Here is a 12,010-nt window from a genome sequence, read left to right as displayed (position 1 = left end):
CTGAGCTGTTGTGCCTTGCTATGCTTCAGCGTTTCCCGTCTCAGTGGGGTCGCATTATAGGGAGATTCGAGCGGGGGTCAATGTTTTATTTCAGCTTTTTGACAAATAAATTAATTTAGTATGAAACGCATACAAATAAAGGCCTACGGGCTGATTTTAGATTAAAAAACGCGCATGTTAAGTCGCTATTTTACAGCTAATATTTGCGCGTTAGAAAAAGCAGTACATTTAGTAATCGCTGTACTGCTTTGTTGGTTTTAATTTGCTGCAATTTGCCATACAGCTATAGAACCTGAGATCTCATTACCGATTATAAGCAGTGGCTCGCCTGTCGCACTTTGTTCGGCAGTTACAAACACCATGCCTTCGGGTGCAAGGTCGCCGGTTATACCTGCCCCTTCTATTACACCACGGTTATAAAAGTAATCTTCAAATTGCACATCGTAAGGGTTGGTAATATCGTAAACCATAATCCCGCCCATGCGCTCAAGACCTATAAAGGCAAAAGTGCGTTCGTCTATCGTACCTATTGTTAGCGCTTCGGGTTCTGCGCCTTTATCATCTGAGCGTGTGTCACCTTCGTTTTCATCTTCATTGTTATTAAAGGCTTCACCATGAACCGATGCGGTAATACGACCTATGTCATCGCCTGAGTCAAATACCACCAGCCCATTACTGTCCCAAATAGTAAATGAGCGTGCACCATAGGCATAAAGCGATTCGTATTGACCGTCGTCATTCGTATCACCTTTTACAGTGCTTACCTTCAAGCGGCCTATATCGTCATCGTCGTTATTTAAGTAGTCAAAATTAGCTGCAAGCGTTAAATCTTCAACACGGCTTTCATCTATATAGGCAAGACAGCCATCATTTTCATCGTAATCTAGGCCGCCCTTTGCTGTGCAGTCTGCTTCATCTGTTACATCAAAGAAGTACTCGCGTGCATCACCTTCATTTGCCGATACTATAAAGTTTGCGCCTTTCCAGCTAAAGCTTGAAATTGTATCTGGCTGATACATACCATAAAGCCCTGGGTACGATTTAAAATTAACACCGCCGTCTTTATCTGATGCATCTATTTGTAAATTTGACCAGTCTTTAAAGCCTAGCGCTTTTAGCTCTACGCTATTATCTTCTAGGTTAATAATAGCGAGACCGTTATTTTCTTGAATTGATACGTAGGCATATTTGTTATCTTTAGAAATGCTGACGTACTCAGGCTCTAAATCCATAGCTACTGTCGTATTTATTACATTTCCGTTAATAGTGCGCCCTGTAGGGTTAGCAAACACAAATCCATCAGACTCAAGTTCAGCTTGCTGACTATTGTAAGTAGTAAAGTCAATATTAGTTGCCGTATCAGCTACTACACCTTCTACTATATTAATTATGCTTACAGAGCCTTCTGGGTCGATACTGTAATCGCCATTAGGTTCACCTTCATTGGCTACAACTACTTTTGTACCGTCGTGGTTAAAAGTCACCATGTCTGGTAAAAAGCCCGCTGGTACATTTTTTATGAAGGCGGGTGTATCGCCGCTTATGTCGTAAAATGCAATTTGACCCGCTTCGCCCACATTTTTAGCAGTCATAGCCACAGCTAGCATTTGGTTGTTTTCATCTATTGCTATGCTGTTTGCATCGCCTGGGGTGTTGTCGTTTAAGGTAAGGGTAATGGTTGATGTTAGGTTAGTTGCACTCACTATCCCTTCGTTATCTTGAACAAGGGCCGCCGTATCAAAGGTGTCGGCGGGTATAATATTCACTACTGCTTCATCACCAGAACTATTAATGGCGTATATCCACTTTTTAGATGCTTGATAAGCGACTATTTCGGCTGCACCTTCGGGGCTTTGGGCATTAAGTACAGCGCGGCCTACTAAACTTATATTTAACGCAGAGTTTGCATTAGTGCCGTTAGTACCATTTTGACCCGCTGTGCCTTGCTCCCCTTGGATACCTTGCGTGCCGTCTTGGCCGTCATCTCCATCTAGTGAGCAACCCGTTAATATTGATATGAGTGAAAGTGCTATAAGTGACCTTTTTAACATTGTTATTTTCCTTAGTGTGGTATTGAACAAAATAACAACACACAGGTATGACAAAGCTATGGCACTTTTATTTTCATTAGATTTCGGCAATAAAAAAGCGAGTGTTAAACTCGCTTGAAGCTAAGGAGTAGCTTATTACCCATGAAAGCAGCTTTGTAGCTAAAAGCTATTAATTTCGAGTTTCTTTTATAAACTCTTTTAGCTCATCAACCGAAGGCTCAATACCTTGTTGGTTTTTTTGCTCGAACCAATCGGCTAGATCACTGATTATGACAGAGCCATCTTGTAAGCATAACTCATCGTTTTTTAGCCAAACATCAGGCGATCGAAGTGAGGGTTCAGTATACCAACTACAATAAGTGTAACCTCTGCTTTTTAAATTAGCCTCTATAACGAGATTCGTCGGGATTGATAGAATTAATAAAACAATTAAACCTACAACTGCAGTTTTAAATGCATTAATTAAAGTTAACTTTATATCAAACCCCAAAAAGCGCTGTAAAGTCGATAAAAACGTTAGAAATAAGCAAGGCAATAATAAAAAAGATAATAGTATGGTGGCCTGCTCTTTGATAAAAAATTGAGGCTGACTAACTAAAAATATAGTTTCCACTTCGGAAAAAAAGTTTAAGGCTATTTTGTAGCACAGTCCTCCACTAATAATTAACAAGAAAAAAACAGATGCTAATTCCTTCATATTTGCAAAAGATAACTTCTTATCTGCTTTTTTCCATTCTAAAAACTTCAAAAGTTATAAGACCTATTTTTTTTAAACATAGGAACCCCAAAAAACTCATGTAAAAATTCATTTGGATTTTCTTTATATTCGTTATTAATTTTCTGCGCTCCAGCCCTAATTTTAACTACATCACTTTGTATCTTATTTTCAATATTTCTTAACTCTTCAGAAAGTACTTTTACATAACCACTGGTATCCGAAAATGCAATTGAAAAAGCCACCCCAACGACTACAACAACCAACAAGGGCACTAATACTGTACCAGCAATTATTGTTGCTAAACCTGCTGATGCTGATGATGCAACACCTAATATTGTACTAGTAGTCACAATAGCAGCTCCAACTACAGCCATGTCTACGGCTACACCTGCTACTAAGTCATGCCATGTTTTTTGATCGTTTAATAAATAGTCTGTAGCATGAAATGTCACTGAAATTACTAGAGTAAGCACAAACCCACCCTTCATAGCTTTTGCAGCTTCTAATTTACCGACACCGATAGTAAAAAGTTTGGGGTTGCTTGCTAAATAACGAGTACCCGTTAAATGAGCTTTGATACCGGGATAAGAGGACATTATAATAGCGGGGGAACCATTATAAACTTTAATTTTAAACTTACCGAAAACATTACCTTGGCGGTGCATTGCAACCGCTATAATGGCTAATGCCTTCACATCATTAAATAAAGGATAGAGTCCACCTCCAGTCTTTAATTGATCTTTAATTCGTTTCCATTTACTTGATAGTGAATTATGCTCTTCCAGTAACTCATCAAGCCAATCAACCACTTCTGAACGAGATTTACCTTGCTTCATCTTTACAGAAATAATGTAGTCTACAAACTCTGCTGAGTTCATTTGGATAAGCGTGTGATTATTACCTGATAGTATGTTTTTGATTTGATTTTGGCGCTGCCTTTCGGCGACAGCACGACGAGCATATGCAGACATAAGACTTCCTTGAGTGTAATTTTTAATCCGTTAACTATAAGTTTAAATAATAGTCAAAATTTAAGCAATAAAAAAGCGAGTGTTAAACTCGCTGTAATTATTTAATAAGTAATGATCGTTGCTATTTTTTAACCGGGCGTTTCCAGCCCGTTAAATTACGCTGTTTAGAGCGTGCTATTGCAAGTTGTTCATCTTCAACGGTACTGGTGATCACAGAGCCTGCACCTACAGTTGCTGTTGTACCAATATTTACAGGAGCAACAAGTGATGAATTTGAACCAATAAAGGCGTTATCACCAATAATGGTTTTTGCTTTATTAACTCCATCGTAGTTACAGGTAATAGTACCAGCGCCTATATTCACTTTTTCACCAATTTCAGCATCGCCTAAGTAACTTAAGTGGTTTGCTTTAGAGCCTTTACCTAGTCGGGTTTTTTTCATCTCTACAAAATTACCAATGTGCGAGTCTTCTTCCATTACCGCACCAGGGCGCAGGCGAGCATATGGGCCTAGCGTACATTTAGCCGCTACGCTTGCATCTTCAATTAGGGTATTCGCTTTTATTACAACGTTATCGCCTATGGTACAGTTTTTAAGTACGCAGTTAGGGCCAATTTGTACGTTATTGCCTAGGGCTACATTACCTTCAAAAATAACATTTATATCAATTAATACGTCTTCGCCTGTTTTAACATTGCCACGTACATCAATACGAGCAGGGTCGGCTAGGGTGGCACCATTTAACATTAACTCTTCTGCTTGCCATGCTTGATAAGCACGCTCTAGGCCTGCAAGTTGTACGCGGTTGTTTGCGCCTTCAACTTCCATTGCATGATCGGGCTGTGCTGACGTGATTTCTACACCTTCACTGTGCGCCATAGCAACAATATCTGTAAGGTAGTATTCACCCTGCGCATTATTGTTAGATAGATTGCCTAACCATGTTTTTAAAAGCTTGCCGTTAACCGCCATAATGCCGGTGTTTACTTCGCTGATAAGTAGCTGCTCAGCGCTTGCATCTTTTTGCTCAATAATACCTACAAGCTTGCCCTCTTCTCGTAGCATACGGCCATAGCCATTTGGGTTAACCAAATTAACTGTTAATACCGCCAAACCATTTTTAGGTGTTGCAGCTAGTAAGCGCTCAAGTGTTGATTGCTTTGTAAGAGGTACATCACCATATAAAACAAGTACAGTGTCGTCATCATTAATATGAGGGTTTGCTTGTGCTACTGCGTGGCCAGTACCAAGTTGTTCTGCTTGCAGTACCCAGTTTACGTCGTTATCGGCAAGTTGTTGTTGTAATAGTTCGCCGCCGTGCCCGTAAACTAAGTTAGTGGTGGTTGCACCAAGTGCCTTTGCGTTATCTATAACATGCTGCACCATTGGTTTACCTGCCACTTTATGCAGTACTTTTGGTAGAGCAGAGCGCATACGAGTACCTTTACCCGCAGCAAGAATTACTGTTGTTAGAGCCATTAAAACAATTTCCTTTTTCCGTTGTTTTAGTGAGGAGTTAATGAAAGTAGCTTAACTAGATTACGCATGTCACTCCATGTATACATACTCAGCCGTATTATAAAAAATAATGGCTGAATCTATGATAAACAAACTATTCATAATAATTACACTTATTGTAACCAGCTTTGCTAACCGATATAAGTGTAAAGCCAAATTACAGGCACAAAAAAGCCCACATAACGTGGGCTTTTAAAAACCGGATAGGCTTACTTTTTACGTAATTGCTGAATTACGCGAAGTTGTGCAATAGCTTCTGCTAGTTGCATAGCTGCTTTTTGATAATCAAATTCAGCTGCTGACGCATTAGCCATTTGGCTTTCTGCGTCACGCTTAGCTTGCTCTGCGGCTTGCTCGTCTAGGTCTTCACCACGAACAGCTGTATCAGCAAGTACGGTTACTATGTTCGGTTGAACTTCTAGTGTACCGCCAGCAATATAGATCAGTTCTTCTTCACCATGTTGCTTAACTAAACGTACCATACCAGGTTTAAGGGCAGTTAGTAGTGGGGCGTGACCGGCATTAACACCAAGCTCACCTTCACTACCAGATACTTGAATCGATTCAACTAGACCAGAGAACAAGCTCTGCTCTGCGCTTACTACGTCAAGATGTACAGTCATAGCTGCCATACTACCCTCCTAATTACATGCTTTTAGCTTTTTCTTGAGCTTCTTCGATAGAGCCAACCATGTAGAACGCTTGCTCTGGAAGGTCATCAAATTCACCGCTTAGAATGCCTTTAAAGCCAGCAATTGTGTCTTTTAGTGAAACGTACTTACCTGGCGCACCTGTAAATACCTCTGCCACGAAGAATGGCTGAGATAGGAAACGCTGGATTTTACGTGCACGAGATACAAGTTGCTTATCTTCGTCAGAAAGCTCGTCCATACCTAGGATAGCAATGATGTCTTTAAGTTCTTTGTAACGCTGAAGAACTGTTTGAACGCCACGTGCTGTATCGTAGTGCTCTTGACCAATTACTAATGGGTCAAGTTGACGTGAAGATGAATCAAGTGGGTCTACCGCTGGGTAGATACCAAGTGATGCGATATCACGTGAAAGTACTACTGTTGCATCTAAGTGAGCAAAGGTAGTTGCTGGAGATGGATCCGTTAAATCATCCGCAGGTACGTATACCGCTTGGATTGATGTAATTGAACCTGTCTTCGTTGAAGCGATACGCTCTTGAAGTACACCCATTTCTTCAGCAAGTGTAGGCTGGTAACCTACCGCTGATGGCATACGACCAAGAAGTGCAGATACTTCTGTACCAGCAAGCGTGTAACGGTAGATGTTATCTACGAAGAAAAGTACATCGCGACCTTCGTCACGGAACTTCTCAGCCATAGTAAGACCAGTTAACGCTACGCGTAAACGGTTACCAGGAGGCTCGTTCATCTGACCGTATACAAGCGATACTTTATCAAGTACGTTTGAATCGTTCATCTCATGGTAGAAATCGTTACCCTCACGAGTACGCTCACCAACACCTGCGAATACTGAGTAGCCGCTGTGCTCGATTGCGATGTTACGGATAAGTTCCATCATGTTTACGGTTTTACCTACACCGGCACCACCGAATAAACCAACTTTACCACCTTTAGCAAATGGACATACAAGGTCGATTACCTTGATACCAGTTTCTAAAAGTTCTACTGAACTTGATTGCTCTTCGTATGAAGGCGCTGCACGGTGAATAGACATACGGTCTTCTTCGCCGATTGGGCCAGCTTCATCGATTGGCTCACCAAGTACGTTCATGATACGACCAAGCGTTGCTTTACCAACTGGAACTTGAATCGCTTCACCTGTATTTTCTACCGCTGCGCCACGACGTAAACCGTCAGTAGTACCTAGTGCGATAGTACGAACAACACCGCCACCTAGCTGTTGTTGAACTTCTAAAGTCAAACCAGCTAAATCGCCATCTGTTACTTTTAGCGCGTCATATACGGCTGGCACGTTGTCTTGAGAAAACTCAATATCCACAACGGCACCGATAATTTGGACGACCTTACCTAAACTCATGTCTATTCCTCTCGTTAATCTTTGCCTGAAGCATTAAACTGCGGCTGAACCAGAAACAATCTCACTAATTTCTTGTGTGATTGCCGCTTGGCGGGCCTTGTTATAAACAAGCTGTAACTCATCCATAAGGTCGCCGGCATTATCTGTTGCAGCTTTCATTACAACCATACGGGCAGCCTGTTCAGAGGCAGCGTTCTCAACCACACCTTGGTATACCTGAGACTCAACAAAGCGTACAAGCAAAGACTCTAATATAGCGTCTGGGCCTGGCTCGTATAAGTAGTCCCATGTGTGGGCAGATACTTCTTCTTCAGCTTTTGGCAAAGGGAGTAACTGGTCAATTGTTGGTTCTTGCTTCATGGTATTAACGAAGTTGTTATATACCAGGAATAAACGGTCAATTTTACCTTCTGAGAATGCATCTAGCATAATTTTTACAGGACCAATTACGTCTTGTACTGAAGGCTTATCTCCAAGGCCTGCTTTTTTAGCAAGCACTTGACCGCCAAAACGTTGAAAGAAGCTAGCAGCTTTGCTACCTAAAGTTGCAAACTCAGCGTCCACACCTTTTTCTTTCCACGCTTTAATGTCTAATGCAACTTTTTTAAACTCATTTGAGTTTAAGCCGCCACATAGACCACGGTCTGTAGAGATAACAATATAACCAACTCGTTTTACTTCACGTTCTTCTAAGAACGGGTGAGTAAAATCAAGATTTGCTTGAGCAACACGACCAATTACTTTGCGTAATTTGTCAGCGTATGGACGGCTTGAAGCCACTCGTTCTTGCGCCTTTTTCATTTTAGACGCAGCAACCATTTCCATTGCGCTAGTGATCTTTTGAGTATTTTTAATACTCCCGATCTTGCTTTTAATCTCTTTTCCGCTGGCCATGACTCTCTCTCCGAATCAAGGTGTGCTTTAGTAAACTAAAGCGCACCATTAATAACTAAATTACCAAGTTTGCGTAGACTTGAACTTCTCAAGAAGTTCTTTAAGCTGCGCTTCGATCTCGGCGTTGTAGTTACCAGTTTCATTGATTTGAGCCACAAGCTCTGCGTATGTGCTACTTGCATAAGAAAGTAAAGCTGCTTCGAAATCCATAATTTTAGAGATTTCGATATCTTTAAGATAACCTTTCTCAGCTGCAAATAACGACAAAGACATTTCAGCAACAGACATTGGTGCGTACTGTTTCTGCTTCATTAGCTCTGTTACACGCTCACCATGCTCAAGTTGAGCACGAGTTGCATCATCAAGGTCAGACGCGAACTGCGAGAACGCAGCTAATTCACGGTACTGAGCTAGGGCTAGACGGATACCGCCACCTAGTTTCTTAACGATTTTAGTTTGTGCAGCACCACCAACACGCGATACCGAGATACCAGCATTTACTGCCGGACGGATACCTGAGTTGAATAAGTCAGTTTCTAAGAAGATCTGACCATCGGTGATAGAGATAACGTTTGTCGGTACGAACGCAGAAACGTCGCCGCCTTGAGTTTCAATGATTGGCAATGCCGTCAATGAACCAGTTTGTCCTTTCACTTCACCGTTAGTGAACTTTTCAACGTAATCAGCGTTTACACGCGATGCACGCTCTAAAAGACGCGAGTGAAGGTAGAATACGTCACCTGGGTATGCTTCACGACCTGGTGGACGCTTAAGTAGTAATGAGATTTGACGGTAAGCAACAGCTTGCTTAGATAAATCATCATATACGATTAATGCGTTTTCACCACGGTCACGGAAGTATTCACCCATAGTACAGCCCGAGAACGGTGCTAAGTACTGAAGTGCCGCAGACTCAGAAGCCGATGCTACAACTACGATAGTATTTGCAAGTGCACCGTGCTCTTCTAATTTACGTACTACGTTAGCAATAGTAGATGCTTTTTGGCCAACCGCTACGTACACACACTTAACGCCTGTGTTTTTTTGGTTGATGATTGCATCGATTGCTAGTGCAGTTTTACCTGTTTGGCGGTCACCGATTACAAGCTCACGCTGACCACGACCAACTGGAATCATCGCATCAATAGATTTGTAACCAGTTTGAACTGGCTCATCTACAGATTGACGCTCAATTACACCTGGAGCAATTTTTTCTACAGGTTCAAAACCGTCGTTATCTAAAGCGCCTTTACCGTCGATAGGAGCACCTAGTGTGTTTACAACACGACCAAGTAAGCCAGCACCAACAGGAACTTCTAAGATACGACCAGTTGTGTATACTTTTACGCCTTCAGTAAGGTCAGCGTAAGGACCCATAACTACTGCACCAATTGAGTCACGCTCAAGGTTTAGTGCGATAGCATAACGGTTGCCTGGAAGCTCAATCATCTCACCTTGCATACAGTCAGCTAGACCGTGGATGCGGATGATACCGTCAGTAACAGATACGATAGTACCTTCGTTACGAGCTTCACTTACAACTTCGAACTGCTCAATACGTTGTTTGATCAGATCTGAAATTTCAGTGGAATTAAGTTGCATGCTCTTTTTCCCAATTACGATTGTAGTGTTGTGGCTAAGCGGTTTAATTTACCGCGTACTGAGCCGTCGATTACAGTGTCACCCGCCTTAATAATAAGGCCGCCAACAACTGCAGCGTCTTCACTACAATTCAGCTTAACTTTGCGTGCGAAACGTTTTTCAAGTGTCGCTACCAATGACTCTTGCTGCGCTGCAGCAAGAGGGGTTGCCGAAATCACATCTACGTCGATTTCTTTGTCATACTCTGCTTTAAACGCAGCGAATAACTGAGCAACCTCAGGCAGTGCAATCAAACGTCCATTTTCAGCCATCACCTTAACTAGGTTCTGACCTTGTTCGTTGAGCTGCTCAGCACATAAGTTAATAAATAACTCAGCTTGTGCAGTAGCAGTAGGCAATCCAGCTAGAATGGCTGATGCTTGTTCATTGCTGGCAACTTCGCCTGCAAAAAACAACATGTCATTCCAGCTTTCAATCGTGCCTTTTTCAACGGCAAGTTCAAAAGCCGCTTTAGCGTATGGGCGAGCGATAGTAGTCAATTCAGACATGCTCATACCCTCCTAATTACAGCTCAGCGACAAGTTTTTCAACGATGTCACTATGTGCGGCTTGATTGATTTCACGCTCTAAAATTCTTTCAGCGCCAACCACTGCCAGAGTTGCTACTTGCTTACGTAGCTCTTCTGTTACACGGTTACGCTCTGATTCAATTTCAGAGTGCCCTTGAGCAATAATTTTTTCACGCTCTTCTTGTCCACGAACAGTTTCTTCGTCAACAATAAGCACGGCACGCTTTTTAGCTTGTTCAATGATATCAGCCGCTTGAGCTTTTGCATCTTTAAGCTGTTCTGCAGCTTTTTGTTGCGCAAGTTCTAAGTCTTTTTCGGCTCTATCAGAGGCAGCTAAACCATCTTCAATTTTCTTCTGGCGAGACTCAATTGCATCATTAAGTGGTGGCCATACATATTTCATACAAAATAGTACAAACACCGTAAACGCAATTAATTCACCGATAAGAGTGGCTGTTATGTTCACGACCGCTCCTCCTTAAAATAGTAAGCTGTTCAAAAAATAAAATTAAAGTACGAACAGGATTACCATTGCGATACCAACACCGATCATTGCTACCGCATCGATTAGACCAGCTAGGATGAACATCTTAACTTGTAATGAAGGTGCAAGTTCAGGCTGACGCGCACATGCTTCTAGGAATTTACCACCCATGTTACCGAAGCCGATAGCAGTACCGATTGCACCGAAGCCGATAAGTAAAGCAACTGCGATGTACTTAAGACCTAATACTAGTTCCATTTTTTTCTCCAAAGTTTCAATTGTTAAAGTTATATATAAAAAGTGTATAAATTAGTGATTGTCTGAACTTGCCATGCTTAGGTAAACAATGGTTAGCATCATAAATACGAATGCTTGTAACACGATTACTAAGATATGGAATACAGCCCAAACAAAGTGCAACGGAAGTTGCATTAAACCAACTGCGCCGATAAGTATGAATATCAATTCACCAGCGTATAAGTTACCGAATAAACGCAGTGCTAACGAGAAAGGCTTAGACACTAGAGCGATTGTTTCTAGTAATAAATTACAAGGAATTAAGAAAATCATAGCCACTTTGCTATTAGAGCTAAACGGGTGAAGTGTAAGCTCTTTAATGAAGCCACCAACCCCTTTAATTTTAATAGAGTAACCAATCATCAGAATAAACACACCCAATGCTAATGCAGCGGTTAAGTTTATGTCTGTGGTAGGTACAATTTTCATGTAAACGTCGTGTGAGTCCATGCCAAAGGCTTGTTCACCAACAAAACCAGCAAGTGCAGGTAAGAAATCAACTGGGATTAAATCCATTAAGTTCATTAAGAACACCCAAACAAAAATTGTTAAGGCTAATGGAGCAATTAATTTGCTTTTACCGTGGTAAGTGTCACGTACGTTGTCACCAACGAACTCAACAATCATTTCAATAAAACATTGAAATTTACCCGGTACTCCGGTGTGTGCTTTCTTTGCGGCGCTTCGGAAGGTCCATAAAAATAATAGACCAAGTCCGATTGACCATGCGAGGGTATCTATATTCCATGTCCAGAAACCACTGTCTGCACACGCTTTGTTGAAGGCAAGACCTGAGTCGGTCATACACATCTTAGCGTTTGTTAAGTGATGCTGGATATGGCTTGATATAGTAACTTCTTCTGCAGCCATGTTA

The 12,010-nt window shown here is 41.6% G+C and carries 12 protein-coding genes; all 12 read right to left on the bottom strand.

Going from position 1 to position 12,010, the window contains the following annotated elements; genetic code table 11:
• Positions 1–257 precede the first annotated feature (257 nt).
• The 12 genes from PAT01_RS10965 to atpB all read right to left on the bottom strand — a co-directional run bounded on the left by PAT01_RS10965 (position 258) and on the right by atpB (position 12,006).
• Positions 258–2,051, bottom strand: a complete 1,794-nt coding sequence (locus tag PAT01_RS10965) for a choice-of-anchor I family protein (protein WP_154945454.1) — start codon at positions 2,049–2,051, stop codon at positions 258–260.
• A gap of 169 nt (positions 2,052–2,220) precedes the next feature.
• On the bottom strand, positions 2,221–2,799 hold the full coding sequence (locus PAT01_RS10960; protein WP_138576256.1) for a DUF1240 domain-containing protein: 579 nt from the start codon (positions 2,797–2,799) through the stop codon (positions 2,221–2,223).
• Complete coding sequence (locus PAT01_RS10955; protein ID WP_138576254.1) at positions 2,796–3,740, bottom strand: hypothetical protein; 945 nt, start codon at positions 3,738–3,740, stop codon at positions 2,796–2,798. The genes PAT01_RS10960 and PAT01_RS10955 overlap by 4 nt, the downstream gene beginning before the upstream one ends.
• A gap of 121 nt (positions 3,741–3,861) precedes the next feature.
• Positions 3,862–5,220, bottom strand: a complete 1,359-nt coding sequence (glmU, locus tag PAT01_RS10950; protein ID WP_138576252.1) for a bifunctional UDP-N-acetylglucosamine diphosphorylase/glucosamine-1-phosphate N-acetyltransferase GlmU — start codon at positions 5,218–5,220, stop codon at positions 3,862–3,864.
• A gap of 248 nt (positions 5,221–5,468) precedes the next feature.
• Positions 5,469–5,891, bottom strand: coding sequence for a F0F1 ATP synthase subunit epsilon (locus PAT01_RS10945; protein WP_004588077.1), 423 nt, complete (start codon positions 5,889–5,891; stop codon positions 5,469–5,471).
• 13 nt (positions 5,892–5,904) lie between these two features.
• Entirely contained in the window at positions 5,905–7,290 is a 1,386-nt protein-coding gene (gene atpD, locus PAT01_RS10940) for a F0F1 ATP synthase subunit beta (protein WP_004588076.1), read from the bottom strand.
• Between the two features lie 33 nt (positions 7,291–7,323).
• Positions 7,324–8,184 carry a F0F1 ATP synthase subunit gamma gene (atpG, locus tag PAT01_RS10935; RefSeq protein WP_154945453.1) on the bottom strand — a complete coding sequence of 287 codons (861 nt, stop codon included), beginning with the start codon at positions 8,182–8,184 and terminating at the stop codon, positions 7,324–7,326.
• Positions 8,185–8,244: 60 nt separating this feature from the next.
• Positions 8,245–9,786, bottom strand: a complete 1,542-nt coding sequence (gene atpA, locus PAT01_RS10930) for a F0F1 ATP synthase subunit alpha (RefSeq protein WP_004588074.1) — start codon at positions 9,784–9,786, stop codon at positions 8,245–8,247.
• A 14-nt stretch (positions 9,787–9,800) separates the two neighbouring features.
• Positions 9,801–10,334: a F0F1 ATP synthase subunit delta gene (gene atpH / locus PAT01_RS10925; RefSeq protein ID WP_004588073.1), complete on the bottom strand. Its 534-nt coding sequence runs from the start codon at positions 10,332–10,334 to the stop codon at positions 9,801–9,803.
• 16 nt (positions 10,335–10,350) lie between these two features.
• Positions 10,351–10,821, bottom strand: a complete 471-nt coding sequence (atpF, locus tag PAT01_RS10920) for a F0F1 ATP synthase subunit B (protein ID WP_004588072.1) — start codon at positions 10,819–10,821, stop codon at positions 10,351–10,353.
• Between the two features lie 42 nt (positions 10,822–10,863).
• Complete coding sequence (gene atpE / locus PAT01_RS10915; RefSeq protein WP_004588071.1) at positions 10,864–11,097, bottom strand: F0F1 ATP synthase subunit C; 234 nt, start codon at positions 11,095–11,097, stop codon at positions 10,864–10,866.
• 51 nt (positions 11,098–11,148) lie between these two features.
• Positions 11,149–12,006, bottom strand: coding sequence for a F0F1 ATP synthase subunit A (atpB, locus tag PAT01_RS10910; protein ID WP_004588070.1), 858 nt, complete (start codon positions 12,004–12,006; stop codon positions 11,149–11,151).
• Positions 12,007–12,010 lie beyond the last annotated feature (4 nt).

The organism is Pseudoalteromonas atlantica (assembly GCA_007988745.1).
GTDB lineage: Bacteria > Pseudomonadota > Gammaproteobacteria > Enterobacterales > Alteromonadaceae > Pseudoalteromonas > Pseudoalteromonas atlantica.
Note: the sequence above shows the minus strand (reverse complement) of the source record. Positions and strands in the feature narration are given on the sequence as shown.

Bases quoted from the DNA above. Each gene is read 5' to 3' on its own strand.
- PAT01_RS10965 (WP_154945454.1), bottom strand. From the start codon at position 2,051: ATGTTAAAAAGGTCACTTATAGCACTTTCACTCATATCAATATTAACG.
- PAT01_RS10955 (WP_138576254.1), bottom strand. From the start codon at position 3,740: ATGTCTGCATATGCTCGTCGTGCTGTCGCCGAAAGGCAGCGCCAAAAT.
- glmU (WP_138576252.1), bottom strand. From the start codon at position 5,220: ATGGCTCTAACAACAGTAATTCTTGCTGCGGGTAAAGGTACTCGTATG.
- PAT01_RS10945 (WP_004588077.1), bottom strand. From the start codon at position 5,891: ATGGCAGCTATGACTGTACATCTTGACGTAGTAAGCGCAGAGCAGAGC.
- atpD (WP_004588076.1), bottom strand. From the start codon at position 7,290: ATGAGTTTAGGTAAGGTCGTCCAAATTATCGGTGCCGTTGTGGATATT.
- atpG (WP_154945453.1), bottom strand. From the start codon at position 8,184: ATGGCCAGCGGAAAAGAGATTAAAAGCAAGATCGGGAGTATTAAAAAT.
- atpA (WP_004588074.1), bottom strand. From the start codon at position 9,786: ATGCAACTTAATTCCACTGAAATTTCAGATCTGATCAAACAACGTATT.
- atpH (WP_004588073.1), bottom strand. From the start codon at position 10,334: ATGTCTGAATTGACTACTATCGCTCGCCCATACGCTAAAGCGGCTTTT.
- atpE (WP_004588071.1), bottom strand. From the start codon at position 11,097: ATGGAACTAGTATTAGGTCTTAAGTACATCGCAGTTGCTTTACTTATC.
- atpB (WP_004588070.1), bottom strand. From the start codon at position 12,006: ATGGCTGCAGAAGAAGTTACTATATCAAGCCATATCCAGCATCACTTA.